Consider the following 20,631-nt stretch of genomic DNA (forward strand, 5'->3'; position numbering starts at 1 on the left):
AAGATGAACCGCCCCAACTGGTTCCGCTACGCGTCGCCGCGTACCTTCGATCCGCTGGCGGCGCGGCTTGTGCCGTTTTTCGCCGTGGCCGCCGTGCTCTTGATGCTCGCGGGCCTCGCAATTGGCTTGCTGGTGGCCCCGCGCGACGCATTGCAAGGCGACGTGTATCGCATCATGTTCGTCCATGTGCCGGCGGCGTGGATGTCGATGCTGATCTATCTGGTGATGGCCGCGTACTGCGCGCTCTCACTGCTGCTCAACGCGCGGCTTGCCGCGATGATGGCACGCGCGCTGGCGCCCACCGGCGCGCTGTTCACCTTGATCGCGCTCGTCTCCGGCTCGCTGTGGGGCAAGCCGACGTGGGGCGCCTGGTGGGTGTGGGACGCGCGTCTCACGTCGGAGCTGATCCTGCTGTTCCTCTACGTCGGCTTTATCGCGCTGCATGCGGCGATCGACGACCCGCGCCGCGCCGACCGTGCGTGCGCCACGCAGGCGCTGATCGGCGTCGTGAATATTCCGGTCATCTATTTTTCGGTGCAGTGGTGGTACACGCTGCATCAGGGGCCGTCGCTGAGCTTCGGCAGCGGCGTGTCGATGAGCGCGTCGATGGTGTGGGGCATCGTCGTGATGACCGGCGGGTTCTGGTCGTACGCGATTGCCGTGGCGCTCACGCGCGTGCGCGCCATCATGCGTGAGCGCCGTCGCGCGGCGCCGTGGGAAGCCAACTTCGAGGAGCGTGCCGCATGAACAGCGTGACAGGCGCGGTGGCCATGCTTGGGCAGGACCCCTATCTGACTGCGGCGCTCGCGGTGAGTTTCGGGTTGCTAATCGTCGAAGCCTGGCGCGTGCGCGGCCGGCTTCGCGCCACGGCGCGCGATGCCGGCGCGCCGGAGCGTGCGGATGAGCGCTAGAAGCCGGCGACTGGGCTGGATCGTCGGCGCGGTATTGGCTGCGGGGTTGACCTGCGCCCTGGTGCTGAATGCATTTCGCGCCAATGTGACGTTCTTCGTGAGCCCGAGCCAGATCGCGGCGCAGCAACTGCCGCAGGCGCGCCGGTTTCGTCTCGGCGGGCTGGTCCAACGCGGATCGCTTTCGCGTGGCGCGGACGGCCTGAGCGTGCATTTCATCGTGACCGATACCGTCAAGCAGGTGGCCGTGGTCTATCACGGCGTGCTGCCGGACCTGTTTCGCGAAGGCAGCGGGGTGGTCGCGCAGGGCCGGCTCGGCAGCGACGGCCAGTTCTACGCCGACGAGGTCCTCGCGAAACATGACGAAAAATATATGCCGCCCGATGCGGCAGAAGCGGTCCGCCGCGCGCAAGCGCCGGCGATGCGGCCGACGGCGCCCGCGGCTTCTGCCGCAGCCGCGGCGTTGCGCTTGACGGCCCGCACGCCGGACGACGCGCGCCGCGCCGATAATCGTCAACCAGGAGGCATTGAGCCTTGATCCCGGAGATCGGTCACTTTGCCTTGATCCTCGCGCTGCTGCTTGCACTGACCACGGCAGTCCTGCCGCTGCTCGGCGCGCAACTCGGCATCGTCGAATGGATGCGGCTCGCCTGGCCGGCGGCGCGCGCGCAATGCGCGTTCGTGGCACTGGCGTTCGCCTGCCTCGCATGGTCGTTTCTCAGCAATGATTTTTCGGTGGTCTACGTCGCCGACAATTCCAACTCCGCGCTGCCCGCCGTCTATCGTTTCGCCGCCGTATGGGGCGGCCATGAAGGTTCGTTGCTGCTATGGGTGCTGCTGCTGACCGTGTGGATGGTCGCGGTGACGTTTTTCAGCCGCCAGCTCGCCGTGCCGATGGTGGCGCGCGTGCTTGCGGTGATGAGCTGGATCGCCGCCGGCTTCCTGCTGTTCCTGCTGTTCACATCCAACCCGTTCAGCCGTCTGATGCCGCCCGCGATGGACGGCCGCGATCTGAATCCGCTCCTGCAGGACCCGGGCATGGTGATTCACCCGCCGATGCTCTATATGGGCTATGTCGGTTTTTCGGTTGCATTCGCGTTTGCGATTGCGGCGCTCCTGTCGGGCGAATTGAATGCGGCGTGGGCGCGCTGGTCGCGTCCGTGGACGATTGCCGCCTGGCTTTTCCTCACGCTCGGCATCATGCTCGGCAGCGGTTGGGCGTATTACGAACTCGGCTGGGGCGGCTGGTGGTTCTGGGATCCAGTCGAAAATGCGTCGTTCATGCCATGGCTCGCGGGTACCGCGCTGATCCATTCGCTGGCCGTGACCGACAGGCGCGGCAGTTTTCGCGCCTGGACCGCGTTGCTGGCGATCTGCGCGTTTTCACTGAGCCTGCTCGGCACGTTCCTCGTGCGCTCGGGCGTCATCACGTCGGTGCATGCGTTCGCCAGCGATCCGACGCGGGGCGTGTTCATTCTTGCGTTCCTCGCGCTGGTGGTGGGCGGCGCGCTGCTGCTGTTCGCGTGGCGGGCGCCGCAAATTGGCCTGGGGGGCGGCTTCGAGCCGGTTTCGCGCGAAGCGCTACTGCTTTCGAACAATGTGCTGCTGATGGTAACGGCGGCGTCGGTGCTGCTCGGCACGCTGTATCCGATGGCGCTCGACGCGCTCGGCCTCGACAAGATTTCCGTCGGACCGCCGTATTTCGACAGTGTGTTCGTGCCGCTGATGACGCCGGCGATCTTTCTGATGGGGATCGGGCCGCTCGCGCGTTGGCGTGCGGCGCGCTTGCCCGATCTGGCGCGGCGCCTGCGCTGGGCGGCGCTGGTCAGTGTGCTGACCGCGCTGTTGCTGCCATGGGCGCTGGGCAGCTGGCGGCCGCTCGTGAGTCTGGGGATTCTGCTCGCGGTGTGGAGCTTCGCGACCGTCGCCGTGAGCATGCGGGAACGGCTTGGCGCGTCGGCGCGCCAGTCTGCTGCCGGGTCAGCGATTGAGGCCGCTGAGTCTGCGACTGGGGTCGCGATCGGGTTTTCGACAGAGGGCGCGGGAGACGATCGCCATGCGCCGCGCCAATCGCGTGCCGCGTTGTTCGCGCGTGCGCGGCGTGTGCCGCGCGCGGTCTACGGGATGTGGCTCGCGCATGCGGGCATCGGCGTGTTCATCATCGGCGTGACGATGGTCAAGGGCTATCAGGTGGAGCGCGACGTGGCGATGCACAGCGGCGAAACCGTCGAAGTCGGCGCGTATCGCTTCCGCTTCGAAGGCGTGGCTCAGGTCAGTGGTCCGAACTATCTGGCGACACGCGCGAGCGTTGTCGTGAGCCGCGACGGCAGCCCGGTGGCTACGATGCATCCCGAGAAGCGTATGTTTCTCGTCCAGAAGATGCCGATGACCGAGGCGGCCATCGATCACGGCGTGCTGCGCGATCTATACGTGGCGATGGGCGAGCCGGCCGGCGGCGGTGCTTGGACGCTGCGTATCCAGATCAAGCCGTTCGTTCGCTGGATCTGGGGTGGCTGTCTGCTAATGGCATTCGGCGGGCTGCTGGCCGCCAGCGACCGGCGATATCGCCTGCTGCGGGGGCGACGCAACAGTGAGCGTGGGCGTGAGCGAGCCACCGGTAACGGGCCCACGCGACCCGCGGCGGATGTCGCCGGCACGACCGCCGCCCAGACCGCGAGTTCTATCAGCGAGGCCGGCCGATGAAACGCGCGCTGATTCCGCTCGCCGCGTTTCTCGTGCTGCTAGCGTTGCTGGCCGCGGGGCTCAGACATGGTCCGCGGCAGTTGCCGTCGGCGTTGATCGGGCGGCCCGCGCCCACGTTCGATCTGCCGCGTCTCGCGGCTAGCGGCGAGCGTGTGTCATCCGGCTCGTTGCGCGGTCAGGTATGGGTGCTCAACGTATGGGCCTCCTGGTGCGAGCCATGTCGCGACGAGCAGCCGGTGCTGGTCGACCTGGCGGCGCGACGCATCGCTCCGGTGTACGGCCTGAACTACAAGGACGATCCGCAACCGGCGCAGCAATGGCTGGCCGAGGCGGGCGATCCATACACGGCTTCGCTGGTCGATCGCAGCGGCCAGACCGGGATCGACTACGGTGTATACGGCGTGCCGGAGACCTTCGTGATCGATCGCGCGGGCATCGTCCGCTATCGGCAGGCGGGACCGTTGACAGCGGCGTCGCTCGACGGCGTGATCGTGCCTCTGCTAAGGAAGCTGCAGCGCGAGGGCGGGGGCGCGAATGGCTAGCGGCGCGCGCAACCGGGCGAAGCGTGGCGCTGCGCTCGTGCTGCTGGCGCTCTCGCTGCACGTGGCCGCCGGATCGGACCGGGCGGCCGACGACGCGCGCGTGCGCAGTCTGGCCGAGAGTTTTCGCTGCCTCGTGTGCCAGAACCAGACGCTCGCCGATTCGAATGCGGAGCTCGCCGCGGATCTGCGTGAGCGCATTCGCGAGCAGGTTCGGGCCGGTTCCACGGACGCGCAGATTCGGGACTACATGGCGCGCCGCTATGGCGATTTTGTGTTGTACCGGCCGCCGCTCAAGCCACTGACGTGGGCGCTGTGGTTCGGCCCGTTCGCCGCGCTGGCGATCGGCGGGTGGGCTGGGTGGCGCGCGATCGGTCGCCGGCGCGGCATTGCGGCCCGCCCGCTCGACCACGACGAGCGCCGTCGCGTGGAAGCGTTAATGGCGACTGCTGACGAGGGCTCACCGAGATGATTCAATTCTGGCTGATCGTCGCGGCGATGCTGGCGGTGGCCCTGTTGTGCGTGATCGTGCCGCTGCTGGGTCGAGGCTCGCGCGAGGAGGACATGACGGTGGCCCGTGCCGAAGGCGGCGCAGTCGTGCTCGCCGCCATCTTCCGGACCGAAATGGCCGAACTGGAACGCCAGGCGGCGGCCGATCCGCCGGACGCGCAGCATGGCAACGCGCGGCGTGAGCTCGAGCGGCGTTTCGTCGACGAAATCGGCGTGCAACCGGTCTCGACGACCGTGCGGACGGGCAGCGTCGTGCAACGCGCGGGCACGGCTGCGCTGTTGCTGGCGTTGCTGCCGAGCGCGGCGCTCGTGCTGTACATGCGCCTTGGCGACCCGCTCGCGGCGGCAGTGCAGACGGACGGCACCGCCGGGCCGGATGACAGCCATGCCGCCACTCAAGGCTCGCTGGACGCGATGGTAGGGCGCCTTGCTGCCAGATTGCGGCAGCAACCGGACGACCCTGCCGGCTGGACCATGCTGGCACGGTCCTATGCTGTCCTCGAGCGGCCCGACGATGCCGCCGCCGCATATCGGCACGCCCTTGGGCTTACGCCACGCGATCCGCAATTGCTGGCCGACTACGCCGATGCCCTGGCGAGCGCTAACGGCGGCGACCTGACGGGTGCGCCGCTGGAAAGCATCGAGGCCGCGTTGGCGCTCGATCCGTTGAATCCTAAGGCGTTAGCGCTGGCCGGGTCGGCGGCGTTCCAAGCGCGCGATTATCCGCGTGCGATCCAGTATTGGCAGCGGCTCGAACAGGCGCCCGGCGTGAGCGCGGCAATCGTGGGTCAGGCGCGGACGAATGTTGCCGAAGCGCGGCGGCTCGCAAGCGGAGCGCCGACGATTGGGTCGGAACGAGCGGGCCGCTTACCAACGAACGCTGCAACGTCGAATTGACGTGCCCGGACCAAAAAAAAACAGCCACGGGTTTGCACCCGTGGCTGCTTTTCAACTGCGTATTGCTTCAGCAGTCCGTCAAGTTCGATTAGAACTTGTGGCGGATGCCCAGGCTAACCAGTTCTTGCGAGCTGCTTGCCGAGTTGTAGCCGTACGAACCGATTGCTGCGCCGGCGTCGACGACGACCGTGCCAGTCGAGCCCGGAATCGGGTTTGCAATGCGCTGGCTGCCGCTTGCGTGCTGATACGCGCCGACCAGGTAGATGTCCGTGCGCTTCGACAGGTTGTAGTCGCCGCCCAGCGAAACTTGATGGTACGTTGCGTCCGTGTCGCCGCTAGCCTTCGTATAGACGTAGCCCAGACCGACCAGCATTGCCGGCGTTGCCTGGTAACCCAGGTATGCACCACCAACGTTGTACTTCTCGGTCGAACCGAAGCCCGATTGTGCGTCCGGCTTGTATTGCGCGTTGCTGTAGCGCAGGTTGGCTGTGAACGGGCCTGCAACGTACTGCACTGCCACCTGAGCGATGCCGATCGACTTGGCCGTACCGTAGATGTTGCTGATCTGGTTGTCGAACGTACCATCCGACGTGCCGCCCCATGCAGCGCGCGGCGTGGCCGAGCTCGGATTGTCGGCGCGGAAGTAACCTGCTGCCACGCTGAACGGACCCGTCGAGTATGTTGCTGCGCCCGACCACGTTTGACCCGAACCCGTTGCGCCGGCCACACCGCCGAATGCGTACATGCCTTCGAACTGGAAGCCGCTCCACACCGGCGACGTGTACTTGACAGCGTTGCTCGTACGCGAGGTGTTGTCGTTGTTGTCAACGTCGCCCGGCGTTGCGAAGGTGGAACCGAAGTAGTTGTCACCCGTCAGCGGTTGAACCAGGTCGACCACCGGATCGTACTGACGACCCAGCGTGAACGTACCCCACTGATCGCCCGTCAGGCCGACGTAGGCTTGACGACCGAACATCTTGTTGCCTTGACCGAGCTTACCGGTGTTGATGTCAAAGCCGTTTTCCAACTGGAAAATCGCCTTCAGGCCACCGCCGAGGTCTTCCGTGCCCTTCAGGCCAAAACGGTTGCCTTGCAGGTTGCCGCCGACCAGACCGACTTGATTGGCGTTCTTGCCCGAAGCATCGACAGTATTGTGAGCGTACTGGATCGACTCATCGATCAAACCGTACAGGGTGACGCTGCTTTGAGCATGCGCGATGCCGGTGACGCCCAGAAGCGCCAGCGAGAGGGTAGACAGGGCGATTCGTTTCATCCATTTCTCCACGCAGATGATTAGTTTGTTGTTGCGCAAAGGAGAATAGCTCACTGCTCGAAGCGTTAAGAACTGGAAAAAAAAGAGTGTCGCCAAAAACTGACAAACGACGCAAAGCCTTGTATTTAAAGCCTGTTAACAATTATTGCTGTTTCCGCAATATTGCATCGTGAAATGCGCATTATTGTTGTTTCCTTGATAGTGAAGGCTTCGGTACTGGTAATTTGGACGCTTGTTTGAATGGTCGTTGTAATGTAGTCGTCTAGCCGTTCCGGCTGTTTTTCGGCGCCCATGTAAAAAGCGACCGGCATTGTGCTTGACGAGCGCGCTGGACAGCATTTACGCGTTGTGATCCATCTGAGCGGACTGCGGTCGCGGTCACGTACGGGTCATGACCGGCCTGCTTCAGAACGCTTCGGGCCTCATCTGCCGCTGCCGCTATCGTCTCCGTTGCGGCGCGCTACGGTTGCTGCCGCCAGTCCGGCTGCCGCCGCGAACAGCACCGAGGTCCACGGATGCCGCCGGACATAGCGGTCGGCCGCGACGGCCGTGCGGCCCGCGCTGGTCAGTGTGACGGCGGCGGCGCGTGTCGCGTGGGCTTCGGCCAGCACGACCGAGCGGCCGATCTTCACCGCGGCCGCTCGCGCGGAAGCCCGCTTGCGCGTTCGATTTCGCGGCGAAGCCGAGGCTGACGTGGCGTCGGCAGGGGCTGACGCCACCGCTGCTACCGCCGCCGAGGCCGTGGGAACCTTGCTGCTCTTTGCATGCGGCACGGCATCGGCGGATACGGTCGATGCCGCCAGTACCGAGGCGAGCTTGGCGCGGCTGCCGGGCGGCGACTCGTCCTGCATGCCCCAGCCGCCGTGCGGATCGTGCATGCGCCCGCGTGCTGCCGAAAACTCGGCGCCGAGCAGCAGCACGGCGGCCGAGAAGTACAACCACATCAGCAGCACCGCCAGCGACCCCGCCGCGCCGAACGAACTCGCCATCCCGGCGTGTGCGATATACAGCGCAAAAAGCTTCTTGCCGGCCGAGAACAGCACGGCGGCTACGACTCCGCCGACGAACGCATCGCGCCAGCGCACCTTGGCGTCGGGTAGAAACTTCAGCAGGCCGGCGAAGGCGAAGGCCAGCACCAGCAGGCCGACACCGAGTTGCAGCAGATTGCCGATCACCACATACGGCGAGTCGCCCCATAACCATTTGCCGATGAACGTGATGACCGTGTCGAGCACCAGCGAGACGATCAGCAGGAACGCGACGCCGAGCACGAGGCCGAACGAAATCAGGCGCACGCGCACTAGTGCGATCACGCTCGACGAGCGGGGCCCGGTATAGGGCCACACCAGATTGAGTGCGCTATTGAGCGACGAGAAGGTTGCCGAGGCGCCGATCGCGAGCATCGTGAACGAAATGATCGCCGCGATGCCGCCGGCGCTGCCACTGTGATGAGCGTTCTCGACGATGGTCTGTACGCCCGCCGCGGCCTGGTCGCCGAGCAGACCATGAATATGGTTGAACAACTCACCGCGCGCGGCTTCGGCGCCGAAGAACCAGCCCGCCACGGCGATCACCATGACCAGCGTGGGCGCGAGCGAGAACGCCGCATAGAAGGCGATGCTGGCGGCCATGGCCGCGCAGCGGTCCTCGGCAAACTGTTTGAATGCGCCGATTGCCCAGTTGGCCTGCTTGCGGGCCACCGACTGGAGGTTCTCGGCGGAAAGCGTGTCGATGTCCATGGTCGTTTTTCTCAATGGGATGCAGGCGCCGGATACGCCATGTACTTGCCGCGAATTTACCGTGAGGTGGCATCGACGCCGCCCTCGCCGTATCGACGCGTCCCGCAAACCGTGTGCCTGTGACTAACTATAACAAGCACCGGATGCACCTGGGCGTGACACGCCGCAAGCACGCATGCCATTAGAATGCCGATGAACCTTCACACCTTCTTATCACCATGCACTCGCACGAACTCGTCAAACAGCTGGACGTCATTGCCGCAGAACACTTGAGCGCGCATTTGCCCGCGCATGTCGTCGAAAATCTCCCGCCCGAGGGCGTGACCGTATTTGCCGTGAGCGACGACGCGTCGGACACAGCCGAATTCAGCGCGCGCTACGGCTTTGGTCTGGAAGATTGCGCCAACACGATCGTGGTCCGCTACAAGAAGGAGGGCGCCGAACATTATGCGGCGCTGGTTTCGCTCGGTTCGCTGCGCCTCGACATCAACGGGGCGGTGAAGGCGGCACTCGGCGCGCAACGCCTTTCGTTCGCCAAAAGGGAAGCCGCCGTGGAGCATAGCGGGATGGAATTCGGCGGCATTACCGCGTTCGGCTTGCCGGACGACTGGCGCATTCTCGTCGACGCCGCTGTCATGGAGCGCGCCCAGATCGTGATGGGAGCAGGGGTGCGGGCAGCCAAGCTGCTGCTGGCGCCCGACGTGCTGCGGCAATGGCCGCGCTGCGAAGTCGCCGCGCTGGCGCTGCCCGCCGAGTGAACAAACGCTGAAGTTTTCCGCCGCCGGGCCGTTATTCCAAAGACTGACATAAATAGTTGAAGTGCCCGCTCTCACGCGGCACGTCGAATACAAGTACAAGTCCAAAGGAATACGGAGATGGAACGCTTTCGCCTGAAAGTGCGGCTGTGGCTTGCGCTGGCGGTAATGTGCACGGGAATTCTGGCGATTGGCCTGTGGGGTGCTTTCAAAACGCACGATACGATGATCGCCGACCGCCAGGCCGAACTGAAAAGCGTCGTGAGCGTCGCTTACAGCGTGCTGGACCGTTATAACGGCCTCGCCGCAGCCGGAACGATGCCGCTTGCCGACGCGCAACGCGCGGCCATGGCCGATCTGCGTGCCATGCGCTACGACGGCGCCGGCGGCTACCTGGTGATCGAGGACCCGCATGCCAGGGTGCTGATGCACGGTGTGCGGGCCGATCTCGAAGGCAAGGACATGAGCGGTTTCACGGACCCGAAAGGACGCCATGTGTTCAAGGACGGCTCCGATCTCGCCGAACGCGAGGGCGAGGGCTTCATCCATCTGGAGTTTCTGAAGCCGGGCTCCAATCAGATGGCGCCGAAAATCAATTACGTGCGGCTCTACAAGCCGTGGGACTGGACGATCGTGACCGGCGTGTTCACCGACGATATCGACGCGGCGTTCTACACCGCGCTCGCACAGTATGTCGGCGCGTCGCTGATTTTGTGCCTGCTGGTGTCGCTGGTGATCGGCGTGATCCTGCGCAGCATCTTGCGGCAACTCGGCGGTGAACCGGCCTACGCGGCGCAGATTGCTTCGCGTATCGCCGATGGCGAGCTCGACGTGGTCGTCGAAACGAAACCCGGTGACGACGTCAGCCTGCTCGCCGCGATGCAGCGCATGCAGCATCGTCTGGCACAAGCGATCACGCAGATTCGCAGCGGCGCGACCTTGATCTCGACTGTTTCCAACGAGATCGCAGCGGGCAACGCGGACCTGTCGCGTCGCACGGAGCAGCAGGCGAGCGCGCTCGGCGAGACCGCTTCGAGCATGGAGCAGATCACGGCGACTGTGAAGCAGAACGCCGACAACGCGAAGCAGGCCAGTCAGCTTGCAAACAATGCTTCCGAGACAGCGGCACGTGGTGGCGAAGTGGTCGGCCAGGTGGTCGAGACGATGCGGGGGATTTCGCAGTCGTCGCACCGGATTGGCGACATTATCGGCGTGATCGAGGGGATCGCTTTTCAGACCAATATTCTTGCTTTGAACGCGGCTGTCGAAGCGGCTCGCGCCGGCGAAGAGGGGCGCGGCTTCGCCGTGGTGGCGGGCGAAGTGCGCAGCCTCGCGCAGCGCAGCGCGGCGGCGGCCAAGGAGATCAAGACCCTGATCGAGGAGTCGGCGGCGCAGATCGAAGGCGGCTCGCAGTACGTGGATCGCGCGGGTGAAACGATGCAGGAAGTGGTGCACGCGGTGCGCCGGGTGACCGACATCATGGGTGAGATCAGCGCGGCATCGGTCGAACAAAGTTCGGGCATCGAGCAGGTCAATATCGCGGTGGCGAGCATGGATCAGACGACCCAGCAGAACGCGGCGCTAGTGGAAGAAGCGAGTGCTTCGGCCGATGTGCTGAAGGCGCAGACCGGTCAACTGACGGCAGCGATTGCGGTATTCACGCTGCCGGAAGGGCGCTGATCGAGGCGTCACGCGGGCGCTTGCACGGCCGCGTGACGGTGCCTGATTATGGTTGGCACGCTGTGTTTGACAAGCGCGCCTAGCTCAGATGATCAGACGCGAGACCTTGGTGCCTTCGAGCGACACGCCGGCCATCAGCCCACCGTTCGTCAGCACAAAAGCTTCGACCGGGCTGGTGGCGGTTGAGGTATCGACCGCGCCGTTGGCGCCGATTTTCAGCACCGCGACGGTTGCGTCAGCGCCTGCCGCCCATCCCTGGCTGCTGAGGAATTTGTCGAGCGCTTCTTGCGTCATGAACAGGAAGATGAGCGCCTTGGACTGCGCGCCAATCTGCAAACCGAACGAGCCCGCGACGGTGCTGTAGTAGCCAGTGGTGCGGCCGCCTACGCGTAACGCGCCTTCTCCGTACTGCGCGCCAATCCAGAAGCCAGCCGAAATCACTGACGGAAACACGAGCACGCCGCGCGCTTTGGCGACCAGTTCGCGCGAGCCTGCGGCGTTCGCGTAGAGACGCGACAAGGTGGAATCGACCCCTGCGTTGATCGTGTCGCGCTTGGCGGCATTGGCCGAAGGCGATCCACTCGCGGATGACGATGTCGTCGTGCAGCCGGCGAGGCCAAAGCCCGCTGTAGCCAAAGCGGCGCTCGTGGTCATAATGAATTGTCGTCTGCGCATGGTCGTTCTCCTTGTGCGTGATGAAAGAGGCGGTTTTTAATTTGACATTGACAGTGAATGCCGTGACGCCGACTGCCCGTCGGCCACCCGGACGCCGACAGCCCCGATGCCGATGGCCGGTGTGCCTGCTAATCAGCATTTTGCGTGCCTGACGGCCACGGCTTGGGTATCTGACAGCGGTGATGCGCTGACGTTCACCCGTGGATTCACTTCCCTCAACGCCGCTCCCTCTCGATCCTTACGCCGACGGACGGATATTCTGATTGTGGCGGAACAGGTTCTGCGGGTCGTAGCGGTGCTTCACTGCGACGAGGCGTTCGTAGTTCGGCCCGTACGCATCAGCCACCCGTCCGCCTTCCTCCTGCGTCATGAAGTTGACGTACACGCTGCCTAGCGCGAAGGGTGCGGCTGAGTCGAAAAAGGCCCTTGCCCAACCGATGCAGCGCTCGTCATCGCTCGCGTTGTCCCAACGGCCGTGGACGTTCATGGCGTATTGCGTATCGCGGCTCGAATAAGCCGTGGCTTCGACCGGTACCCGGCTCGTTTGCGCGCCGATCTGCCCGAAGAAAATTTCGCATTGAGGCGAAGGCAGCGTGCCGATCGCTTCGAGCAACGCGTCGACGAGACCGTCCGGTATGCCGTCGAGATTGTGCGACTTCCAGTAGTTGCGAGCGCCCGGTGTGAGCAGCGGATCGAACGCCTGCTGCCACATGGCGTACGGCATCGGCCCAAGGTGTTCTCCCACCGGTGTGCCGAAGCCACGCACGTTCTCCACCACGGACGGGCCGTTTTCAACCGGGCCGGTGTAGCACATTGCGAATACGATGACCGGCTTGCCGTGCGCCTCGGGCGGCAGAAATGGCAGCGGCGGCGCGAGCCGCAGAACGGCCCATACACTCAATTCGTCCGGCATCTGCTCCGCGGCGGCGCGGTACTGTTGCAGGGCAGACTTCGCCTGATCGAGCGGCAGCACGACGAGGCCGCCATATACAACTGGCCCGACCGGATGAAGTGCGAACTCGAAGCGTGTTACGACGCCGAAATTGCCGCCGCCACCGCGAATCGCCCAGAACAGATCTTCATTCGAATCGACGCTCGCATGCCGCAGCTCGCCGTCGGCAGTCACCACGTCCGCGGAAATCAGATTGTCGACGGTCATGCCATATCGACGGCTCAGCCAGCCGAAACCGCCGCCGAGCGTCAGACCTGCCACCCCCGTGGTCGAGTTGATTCCAAGTGGCGTGGCGAGCCCGAAGGCCTGAGCCTCGTGGTCGAAATCGCGCAGCGTCGCGCCGGGTTCCACATACGCGCGTTTTGCCACCGGATCGATCTGGACGGATTTCATCGGCGACAGATCGATGACGAGACCGTCGTCGCACAGCGCGGTTCCGGCGATGTTGTGGCCGCCGCTGTGCACCGCGAGCGGCAGGCCGTGGTCGCGCGCGAACGTCACGCCGCGGCGCACGTCGGCTACGCCCGCGCAGCGCAGGATCATTGCAGGATGCCGGTCGATCATTGCATTCCAGATGCTGCGAGCCGCGTCGAAACCGGCGTCGCCGGGTAATAACAGTTCGCCTCGGATTGCGGCTTTGAGCTCGTCGGCGGCGCTGCTGGACACGCTAACCATGACACACCTCCACACTTAGTAGGGGACGCACACCCGCAACACAATTCAGCTGAACAAAGTAAATCGAAAGCGTCTGGACAGGTTCGGGTTACGTCCAGTAAACGGCCTTGCTCCCGTATATCAAACAAAGGTAAACCCGCGTTTGCGCTCCGCATCGCGCGAAAGCACGCGTGGTAAGTGTTCGCGCATTGCGGTGCGATTTACGCCAGCCGGCGCTGCGGCGGATGGTGCAAACGCTTCGGGAAAAGGTGGTGTGAGGCGAGGCGATTGGGCACCGTGGCTTGTGACCGCGCGTGGTCCAAGGCGGCGGAAAGGCCAGCACGTTGCCGGCGAACTTTTCAGGCGTTGTGACGCGCCGCGGTGCATTGAACTGGCGCTCAGGTTGAAGACATGCGGGCGTGGCCGCGCTCGCGTCTGATTTGTGGTGTCTGTGTGATTGCCCGCATTTTTGTCTTTGCCGATCCTTCTTTCTGTCCGGACAAACGCTTATTCGTTTGCGTGATGCGCTGCCTGGCTATCTGGAAAACTCCGCCGTATTCATCTGAAGAAGGGATTTTTTTGTTAAATTGAAAATAATAATCTGGACTACGTATTTTTAAAAAATACAGCGCGGCGGATGAGAGTTAACGATCTTTGACAGTGGCGAGACGCAATTAATCAGAAACGGGTCATCTATATCGCATTGCGTGGTCTAGCGCACGGTCAGGGCGAGGTGCTGCGCATAACTTCAACGTCCATCGGGCCCTGCTGTGCCTTTTCAAGGAATTGTTCGCGCACAGCGTGTCGTTTTCCCCGGATGAGTCAAATCTCGCCGGGATTTTCCGTGGGAAAGATGCCGGGCGTCAGGGTTTTCTGGGGCGACGCGCGGCAATGTTGACCGGGCTTTGAAGTTTCATTGTTTAACAGCGAACAGAGATTCAATCGTTATCCGGATCTGTATTTCCAAATAGATGTTTAGGAGACTGAAATGAAAAAGCAAAACGGGGAAGCACGGGCGTTGGGGACAGGCAAAGCGGTGTTGGCGGTCGCGGTGAGCCTTTATGCGGCGATGGCGGGTGCTCAAACGAATCCGGCGACATCTGTGGCGCCGTCGGCCGATTCTACGAAGCTGCTGATTGCGCAAGCGTTGCCAATCAGTTGTTCGTTATTTGACGCGGCAGGCTGCAAACAGGAGGAGGGCGGGTCGCGTGCAGCCGGTGGGGCCGGCGTGGCAGCGGCAGGAGGTTTGGGGGCGACGTCGTCTTCGGGTTCACAGAACAGCAATGGCAGCGGAACTTCGGCGACTGGTGTGGGCGCAGGCGGTTCCTCGAGCGGGTCGACGTCGAACTCGGCCGGACTGGGGGCTGGGAGTGCGGGAAGCGGTGGAGATGGCGGGAAGGGGGGCGCGGGTGGTGGCGGGGCGGGTGGTGGCGGGGCGGGTGGTGGCGGGGCGGGTGGTGGCGGGACGGGTGGTGGTGGTGGAGCGGGTGGTGGGACCGGTGGTGATGGAACGGGTGGTGGCGGAACTGGTAGTGGTGGAACAGGCGGCAGCGGTGACGGCGGTGGTAATGGTGGGCACCACGGCGGTCATGGCCATGGTGGCGACGGCGATGGCGGTCATGGTGACGGCGGTCATGGCGATGGCGGTCATGGTGACGGCGGTCATGGCGACGGCGGTCATGGTGACGGCGGTCATGGCGACGGCGGTCATGGTGACGGCGGTCATGGCGATGGCGGTCATGGTGACGGCGGTCATGGCGATGGCGGTCATGGTGACGGCGGTCATGGCGATGGCGGTCATGGTGACGGCGGTCATGGCGATGGCGGTCATGGTGACGGCGGTCATGGTGACGGCGGTCATGGCGATGGCGGTCATGGTGACGGCGGTCATGGCGATGGCGGTCATGGTGACGGTGGCCATGGTGATGGCGGTCATGGTGACGGTGGCCACGGCGACGGCGGTCATGGTGATGGCGGCCACGGCGACGGCGGTCATGGTGACGGTGGCCACGGTGATGGCGGCCACGGCGACGGCAGTCATGGCGATGGCGGCCACGGCGATGGCGGTCATGGCAACGGCGGCCATGGTGATGGCGGCCATGGTGACGGTGGCCATGGTGATGGCGGTCATGGCGACGGCGGCCACGGCGATGGTGGCCATGGTGTTGGCGGCCACGGCGACGGCGGTCATGGCGATGGTGGCCATGGTGTTGGCGGCCACGGCGACGGTGGCCATGGTGATGGCGGTCATGGTGACGGTGGCCACGGTGGTGGTGGCCATGGCGACGGCGGCCACGGTGATGGCGGTCATGGCGACGGCGGCCACGGCGATGGTGGCCACGGTGATGGCGGTCATGGTGACGGTGGCCATGGTGTTGGCGGCCACGGCGACGGCGGTCATGGTGATGGCGGCCACGGCGATGGCGGTCATGGCAACGGCGGCCACGGCGATGGTGGCCATGGTGACGGTGGCCACGGCGATGGCGGTCATGGCGCTGGCGGCCATGGCGACGGCGGCCACGGCGACGGTGGCCATGGTGATGGCGGTCACGGCAACGGCAACGGCGGCAAAGGCGCCAGCGGCCAAGGCCATGGCGGCGGCTTCGGTGGCTTCGGCAACAGCGGCGGCCATGGCGGCGGTTACGGCGGCGGCCACGGCCATTGACCCAGGGGACGTTTCTCAGCGCGCGGCGGCCGGCAAGCGGCTTCCCGCGCTGATGTCCAGGCGGGGATCACACAAGCGGACGGCCACTTATCCGCTCACGCTCGCGCCCGCCCATTCCAGATGCCAAACCCAGATATCCGCGAGCGCGAAACGATGCTTGCGGACTTCAAGGCTCACAGCGCAGACGCAGCAAAGGGATGCGCGATGCACCGTCCGGGCTACCAGAATTAATAGAACCCGAACCCGCGCCCGCCTACTTCAACACAACCGGCCCCACCGTACCCACCGCTTCGCGATGCGGCGCGGGCACGGCCCGCAGCAGTGCGACCATACCGGCAATCAGGAGCGCCGCGATGACGGCAAAGCCCGCGTAGACGCTGCCGGTTTCGGCCTTCAGCATGCCGACCAATGAAGGGCTCACCGCACCGCCGATCGCGCCGATCGCAGTGATCGTCGCAATACCGGCCGCGGCTGCGCCGCCATCCAGATACGCGGTGGGGATCGTCCAGAAAATGCTCAGCGTCGCGTAGATGCAGGTCGACGCGACCACCAGCAGGGCGACGGTGAAGGGCACGCTGTGCGCCGCGAGCGGCAGCAGCAGAAAACTGCCGGCCACCGCAAAGCCGCAGCACGCCACATGCCAGCGCCGTTCGGCGTGACGATCCGAACTGCGTCCGATCACCACGATACCGATTGCCGTGCAAACCGAAATCGCGCCGCTCAACCAGCCGATATTGCCGATCTGTTGCACGCCGACGTGCCGCAACAGCGTTGGTATCCAGAAACCGACCGCATTGAGCCCCATGAACACGCAGAAATAGATCGCCGAGAGCAGGTAGATCCGCGGGTTGCGCAACACGTCGGAGAGCCGCGCGGGCGGCGCGTGGCGCGCGCCGCGCTGCTGTCGATCCGTGTCGAGCGCGGCGGTGATGTGGGCCTTTTCCGCGTCGCTCAGCCATTTGGCGTGCATTGGGCGATCGTCCAGATAGAGCATCGCCATTACGCCAAGTAGGATAGCCGGCACTCCTTCGATCAGGAATAGCCACTGCCAGCCGCGCAAGCCGAGCATGTTGTGGAAATGCCCCATGATCCAGCCCGACAGCGGGCCGCCGATGATGCCCGCCAACGGCACGGCCATGATGAACAGGCTCGTGATGCGTCCGCGTTGCCGGTCGGGAAACCAGTACGTCAGATAAAGAATGATGCCGGGAAAGAAGCCGGCTTCGGCGGCGCCCAGCAGGAAACGCAGCAGATACAGCACGCTCGCGCTCCTGACGAACATCAGCAGCACAGTCAGAAGACCCCACAGCACCATGATCCGCAACAGCGTCTTGCGCACGCCGATACGGTCCAGCAGCAGATTGCTCGGCAACTCGAACAGCAGGTAGCCGACGAAGAACATTCCCGCCGCGAAGCCGAATACTGCGTCGTCGAGTTTCAGGTCCTGCAGGAACTGCAATTTTGCGAACCCGATATTGACGCGGTCGATGAAATTGACCATGTAACAGATGAATAGAAACGGCACGATGCGCCGCGCGATCTTGCGATAGATCGCGTCGTCGGGCGTCAGTGCGGGCGAGCGCTGCATGGTGTCTCCTTGCAACCCGGTACGTTGTGCCGGGCGCCTATGATTTATTCGTGTGACGCTGAGTCAATCTGCGCCTGGGGCGCGATCTGAAGCTTTCATCGAGGCGCATGCGCGTACTTTCGTGCCAGTTGCCCGTACTACCACTCGCCGAAAAAGACCCCCCAGTCCTTGTGCGTGTCCGTCTTGCTCTCGACCGTCGGGTTGTCGATCGTGACGCGCTGTTTCAACGAACCGTACCAGTCGGCGAGCTTCGCATGCATTTGCGCGCGGATGGGGGCGTGACTCGCATCGGCGCCAAGATCGCTGTATTCGTCAGGATCGTTCGCCAGATCGAAGAGTTGCGGGCGATATCCTTGCCAGTGTATGTACTTCCAGCGTGTGTCGCGCACCATCCAGCCGCGGCATTCATCGGGCTTGCGTCCCAGTGCGAGACGTGTGCGGCGGAAACTATAGTCGACTTCGGAGACCACGTAGTCGCGCCAGCCTTCGGCATGCTCCGTTTCGCCGCGCGTGAGTACCAGAACCGAGTGTCCGTCGATGCGCTCTTCATAGGCCGGCAGGCCAAGCGCGTCGAGTACCGTCGGCACCACGTCGATGCCCGATACGAAGCGCGTTTCGGCACTACCGCGGGTGGCGTCGGCTCGCGTCGACGGATCGTAGACGATCATCGGCACGCGCTGCACGGTGTCGTAGAAGAGTTCCTTCTCGCCGAGCCAATGATCGCCGAGGAAGTCGCCGTGATCGGCGGTGAAGACGATCAACGTGTCTTGCCAGCGGCCCAGCCGTTCGAGCGTGTCCCACAGCCGGCCGAGATGGTCGTCGATCTGCTGGATCAGACCTTGATAGACGGGTCGCACGGTGTTCGACACTTCTTCGCGCGCGAAATTGGCGCTCTCTTCGTGAGCGCGATACGCGGCAACCACGGGATGGGCATTGTCGAGTTCGGCGGGCTTGCGCGCGAGCGGCAGACATTGATCGAGCGAATACAGATTGTGATAGGGCCGCGGCGCGACATAGGGCCAGTGCGGCTTTACGTACGACAAATGCAAGGCCCACGGCGTGTCGCCCTGCTGCTCGATGTAGCGGATCGCCTGATCCGTCATGTAGGCCGTTTCGGAATGCGGCTCGGCCACCCGCGCCGGCCAGCGCACGTTGCGCATTTTCCAGCCGGAATGCACCGCGCCGCTGTCGTCTTCCACGCTGATTGCGAAGTCGCTCCACGGTTTGTCGCTGACGTAGCCGTGTGCACGCAAAAAGGCCGGATAGCCGCTCTCCTTGCCGGGCTCGTGGTGACCGTCGTAGCGGTCGAGTTCGTCGAACGAGCCGGTCGAGAGGCGCAGTCCGAGCGGACTCTGGCGCGCGATGTCGAGCCGCTGCATGCCGTTGCCGTCAGCCATCACGTGCGTCTTGCCGGCCAGCGCGAGCGAGCGGCCATTCAGACGCAGGTATTCGCCGAGCGTCATTTCCCCGATTGAGAGCGGCACCCGGTTCCAGTTGGCGCCGTGACTGCTCATCGTGCGGCCGGTGTAATACGACATGCGCGATGGACCGCACACGCCGGAGCTGACGAACGCGTTGTCGAAACGCACGCCGCGCGCGGCCAGCGCGTCGATATGACGGGTTTGCAGGTAGGGATGTCCGTAGCAGCCGAGGTGATCGCGGCGAAGCTGGTCGCACATGATGAAGAGAACGTTGCGGGTATCCGCCATCTATAAGCACCGTCTGCGGCCTTGCGGCCTGAAATGGGAAAGACCGGGAAGAAGACTCGATGCTAGAAACGAATCCGACGATTGACCTAATCAAATGTATGTGCGAATGCACAATAGGCCGGCGCCGTTGCCGCAAAAGCACGTCATAATGGCCGTCAACCCTTTGTTAGATGTGCGCTCACCGTGTCCGCGACCGACCCTCGATCAACACCTGTGCTGAAGCATCCAGAGCACATCGATGAATTCCTGCTTTACCGGCTTCACAACCTGGCGCGTGTGGCAACCCAGGGCGTCGGGCTGATGTTTCGTCGGGAACTTGGCATTAGCCGGCGCGATTGGCGCATTCTCGCGTTCGTCGGCAAGTACCCCGACACGAGTCTGTCCCGGCTCGCCGAATCGGCCGCGCTCGACATGGTGGTGGCGAGCCGTTGTGTCGCCAATATGGTGAATAAAGGTCTGATTGCGAAAACGCGCCTGCCGCAGAACAAGCGGCTGACCGTGCTCACGCTCACTGAAGCCGGCCGTCTCGCCTACGAACAGGCGCGCCTGAGCGGGCAACGCTATAACGCCGAGTTCGCGGCCTGCCTGAGCAATGAAGAAGCACATCTGCTCGACGGCTTGCTCAAGCGGATGGAGCAGCAGGCCGCGCAACTGACGCAACGCGAAATCGCCAGAAGCGAGTCGCTGTCTGGATCGGTTCCTGGGGCAATTCCCGGGGCGATTCCGCTATTGAATGAAGACGTCGAATAAACCTGCGTGCATGAGCCCCGTGGCTGCAACAAGTGATCCGCTACAATGACGCGCACTACCCACCTGGAGACTTGCTTTGAAATCTATCGTTGCTCTGGTCGCCGCGGCAGTTCTTTCTTCCACGGCAATGGCCGCTGCCACCACTGAAAAATTGCCTTCCGGCGTAATCGTTGAACATCTGACGCAGGGCACGGGCCCGCAACCGTCCGCTGACGATGTCGTGAAGGTGAACTATCGCGGCACGCTCGCTAACGGCACGGAGTTCGACAGTTCGGCGAAGCACGGCGGCCCGGCAACTTTCCCGCTCAATCGCGTGATTCCGTGCTGGACGCAAGGCGTGCAGAAAATGAAAGTCGGCGAGAAGGCCAAGCTGACCTGCCCGGCGGCCACTGCTTATGGCGAGCGCAGCGTCGGTGTGATCCCGGCGAATAGCGACCTGACGTTTGAAGTCGAACTCGTCGGTATCGTCAAGTAACACGGCGCGATGCGCACCAGGAAAAACCCCGCTTCGGAGATCGAAGCGGGGTTTTTCTTTTGGGGCAGTGCATTCGTCGCTGCTTTTCGTTCATTAGCTTTCGTTGCCGTAGCTATTGCGGCCCGAAGGTTCGAATAAGAGGCAATGCGGCACGGCGTG

At 63.9% G+C, this 20,631-nt stretch carries 18 protein-coding genes; 11 read left to right on the forward strand and 7 right to left on the reverse strand.

Translation table 11 applies throughout. From position 1 onward, the window contains the following. Window positions 1–3 precede the first annotated feature (3 nt). Genes ccmC through ccmI form a run of 7 tightly spaced genes read left to right on the forward strand, consistent with a single transcriptional unit; the run spans window position 4 to window position 5,557 of the window. On the forward strand, window positions 4–747 hold the full coding sequence (gene ccmC / locus AC57B6_RS02985; protein WP_496420670.1) for a heme ABC transporter permease CcmC: 744 nt from the start codon (window positions 4–6) through the stop codon (window positions 745–747). Beyond that, window positions 744–911, forward strand: a complete 168-nt coding sequence (locus AC57B6_RS02990) for a hypothetical protein (RefSeq protein WP_167346807.1) — start codon at window positions 744–746, stop codon at window positions 909–911. The genes ccmC and AC57B6_RS02990 overlap by 4 nt, the downstream gene beginning before the upstream one ends. Beyond that, window positions 901–1,446, forward strand: a complete 546-nt coding sequence (gene ccmE, locus AC57B6_RS02995) for a cytochrome c maturation protein CcmE (protein ID WP_491563951.1) — start codon at window positions 901–903, stop codon at window positions 1,444–1,446. Before AC57B6_RS02990 ends, ccmE begins: the two co-directional genes overlap by 11 nt. Beyond that, on the forward strand, window positions 1,443–3,611 hold the full coding sequence (locus AC57B6_RS03000) for a heme lyase CcmF/NrfE family subunit (RefSeq protein ID WP_496420671.1): 2,169 nt from the start codon (window positions 1,443–1,445) through the stop codon (window positions 3,609–3,611). Before ccmE ends, AC57B6_RS03000 begins: the two co-directional genes overlap by 4 nt. Continuing rightward, the gene (locus AC57B6_RS03005) at window positions 3,608–4,153 is read left to right on the forward strand and encodes a DsbE family thiol:disulfide interchange protein (RefSeq protein WP_496420672.1); all 546 of its coding nucleotides are present in this window, start codon (window positions 3,608–3,610) and stop codon (window positions 4,151–4,153) included. The genes AC57B6_RS03000 and AC57B6_RS03005 overlap by 4 nt, the downstream gene beginning before the upstream one ends. Then, window positions 4,146–4,622 carry a cytochrome c-type biogenesis protein gene (locus AC57B6_RS03010; protein ID WP_144193972.1) on the forward strand — a complete coding sequence of 159 codons (477 nt, stop codon included), beginning with the start codon at window positions 4,146–4,148 and terminating at the stop codon, window positions 4,620–4,622. Before AC57B6_RS03005 ends, AC57B6_RS03010 begins: the two co-directional genes overlap by 8 nt. Beyond that, window positions 4,619–5,557, forward strand: a complete 939-nt coding sequence (gene ccmI, locus AC57B6_RS03015) for a c-type cytochrome biogenesis protein CcmI (RefSeq protein WP_496420673.1) — start codon at window positions 4,619–4,621, stop codon at window positions 5,555–5,557. Before AC57B6_RS03010 ends, ccmI begins: the two co-directional genes overlap by 4 nt. Window positions 5,558–5,645: 88 nt before the next feature. Here ccmI and AC57B6_RS03020 read toward each other — a convergent pair whose 3' ends face one another. Beyond that, the gene (locus AC57B6_RS03020; protein ID WP_030100135.1) at window positions 5,646–6,830 is read right to left on the reverse strand and encodes a porin; all 1,185 of its coding nucleotides are present in this window, start codon (window positions 6,828–6,830) and stop codon (window positions 5,646–5,648) included. 422 nt (window positions 6,831–7,252) lie between these two features. After that, entirely contained in the window at window positions 7,253–8,569 is a 1,317-nt protein-coding gene (locus AC57B6_RS03025) for a YihY/virulence factor BrkB family protein (RefSeq protein WP_496420674.1), read from the reverse strand. Between the two features lie 218 nt (window positions 8,570–8,787). On the opposite strand from AC57B6_RS03025, the gene AC57B6_RS03030 reads away from it, so the two are divergent. Beyond that, window positions 8,788–9,327 (forward strand): YbaK/EbsC family protein, encoded by a 540-nt coding sequence (locus AC57B6_RS03030; RefSeq protein ID WP_046572643.1) that lies wholly within the window; start codon window positions 8,788–8,790, stop codon window positions 9,325–9,327. Between the two features lie 117 nt (window positions 9,328–9,444). Beyond that, window positions 9,445–11,004, forward strand: a complete 1,560-nt coding sequence (locus AC57B6_RS03035) for a methyl-accepting chemotaxis protein (RefSeq protein ID WP_046572644.1) — start codon at window positions 9,445–9,447, stop codon at window positions 11,002–11,004. An 84-nt stretch (window positions 11,005–11,088) separates the two neighbouring features. Here the strand turns inward: AC57B6_RS03035 and AC57B6_RS03040 are convergent, their stop codons facing one another. The 5 genes from AC57B6_RS03040 to AC57B6_RS03060 all read right to left on the reverse strand — a co-directional run bounded on the left by AC57B6_RS03040 (window position 11,089) and on the right by AC57B6_RS03060 (window position 19,247). Beyond that, window positions 11,089–11,679, reverse strand: coding sequence for a BPSL1445 family SYLF domain-containing lipoprotein (locus AC57B6_RS03040; protein WP_028198330.1), 591 nt, complete (start codon window positions 11,677–11,679; stop codon window positions 11,089–11,091). 238 nt (window positions 11,680–11,917) lie between these two features. Then, on the reverse strand, window positions 11,918–13,306 hold the full coding sequence (locus tag AC57B6_RS03045; RefSeq protein WP_496420675.1) for an FAD-binding oxidoreductase: 1,389 nt from the start codon (window positions 13,304–13,306) through the stop codon (window positions 11,918–11,920). Window positions 13,307–14,555: 1,249 nt separating this feature from the next. Next, on the reverse strand, window positions 14,556–15,947 hold the full coding sequence (locus AC57B6_RS03050; protein WP_496420676.1) for a hypothetical protein: 1,392 nt from the start codon (window positions 15,945–15,947) through the stop codon (window positions 14,556–14,558). Window positions 15,948–16,203: 256 nt separating this feature from the next. Further along, a complete protein-coding gene (locus tag AC57B6_RS03055) occupies window positions 16,204–17,538 on the reverse strand; it encodes an MFS transporter (protein WP_496420677.1) in 1,335 nt (444 codons plus the stop codon). 137 nt (window positions 17,539–17,675) lie between these two features. Next, complete coding sequence (locus AC57B6_RS03060) at window positions 17,676–19,247, reverse strand: sulfatase-like hydrolase/transferase (RefSeq protein ID WP_496420678.1); 1,572 nt, start codon at window positions 19,245–19,247, stop codon at window positions 17,676–17,678. Window positions 19,248–19,460: 213 nt separating this feature from the next. On the opposite strand from AC57B6_RS03060, the gene AC57B6_RS03065 reads away from it, so the two are divergent. Further along, window positions 19,461–19,997 (forward strand): MarR family winged helix-turn-helix transcriptional regulator, encoded by a 537-nt coding sequence (locus tag AC57B6_RS03065; RefSeq protein ID WP_042275913.1) that lies wholly within the window; start codon window positions 19,461–19,463, stop codon window positions 19,995–19,997. A 127-nt stretch (window positions 19,998–20,124) separates the two neighbouring features. Next, a complete protein-coding gene (locus tag AC57B6_RS03070) occupies window positions 20,125–20,472 on the forward strand; it encodes an FKBP-type peptidyl-prolyl cis-trans isomerase (protein WP_174459555.1) in 348 nt (115 codons plus the stop codon). The last annotated feature ends 159 nt before the right edge of the window (window positions 20,473–20,631 follow it).

Source organism: Paraburkholderia sp. BGA-UO-ETr-F12, from assembly GCF_059567945.1.

Bases quoted from the DNA above. Each gene is read 5' to 3' on its own strand.
- ccmE (WP_491563951.1), top strand. From the start codon at position 901: ATGAGCGCTAGAAGCCGGCGACTGGGCTGGATCGTCGGCGCGGTATTG.
- AC57B6_RS03060 (WP_496420678.1), bottom strand. From the start codon at position 19,247: ATGGCGGATACCCGCAACGTTCTCTTCATCATGTGCGACCAGCTTCGC.
- AC57B6_RS03030 (WP_046572643.1), top strand. From the start codon at position 8,788: ATGCACTCGCACGAACTCGTCAAACAGCTGGACGTCATTGCCGCAGAA.
- AC57B6_RS03040 (WP_028198330.1), bottom strand. From the start codon at position 11,679: ATGCGCAGACGACAATTCATTATGACCACGAGCGCCGCTTTGGCTACA.
- AC57B6_RS03050 (WP_496420676.1), bottom strand. From the start codon at position 15,947: ATGGCCGTGGCCGCCGCCGTAACCGCCGCCATGGCCGCCGCTGTTGCC.
- AC57B6_RS03070 (WP_174459555.1), top strand. From the start codon at position 20,125: ATGGCCGCTGCCACCACTGAAAAATTGCCTTCCGGCGTAATCGTTGAA.
- AC57B6_RS03005 (WP_496420672.1), top strand. From the start codon at position 3,608: ATGAAACGCGCGCTGATTCCGCTCGCCGCGTTTCTCGTGCTGCTAGCG.
- AC57B6_RS03035 (WP_046572644.1), top strand. From the start codon at position 9,445: ATGGAACGCTTTCGCCTGAAAGTGCGGCTGTGGCTTGCGCTGGCGGTA.
- ccmI (WP_496420673.1), top strand. From the start codon at position 4,619: ATGATTCAATTCTGGCTGATCGTCGCGGCGATGCTGGCGGTGGCCCTG.
- AC57B6_RS03020 (WP_030100135.1), bottom strand. From the start codon at position 6,830: ATGAAACGAATCGCCCTGTCTACCCTCTCGCTGGCGCTTCTGGGCGTC.
- AC57B6_RS02990 (WP_167346807.1), top strand. From the start codon at position 744: ATGAACAGCGTGACAGGCGCGGTGGCCATGCTTGGGCAGGACCCCTAT.
- ccmC (WP_496420670.1), top strand. From the start codon at position 4: ATGAACCGCCCCAACTGGTTCCGCTACGCGTCGCCGCGTACCTTCGAT.
- AC57B6_RS03045 (WP_496420675.1), bottom strand. From the start codon at position 13,306: ATGGTTAGCGTGTCCAGCAGCGCCGCCGACGAGCTCAAAGCCGCAATC.
- AC57B6_RS03010 (WP_144193972.1), top strand. From the start codon at position 4,146: ATGGCTAGCGGCGCGCGCAACCGGGCGAAGCGTGGCGCTGCGCTCGTG.
- AC57B6_RS03025 (WP_496420674.1), bottom strand. From the start codon at position 8,569: ATGGACATCGACACGCTTTCCGCCGAGAACCTCCAGTCGGTGGCCCGC.
- AC57B6_RS03055 (WP_496420677.1), bottom strand. From the start codon at position 17,538: ATGCAGCGCTCGCCCGCACTGACGCCCGACGACGCGATCTATCGCAAG.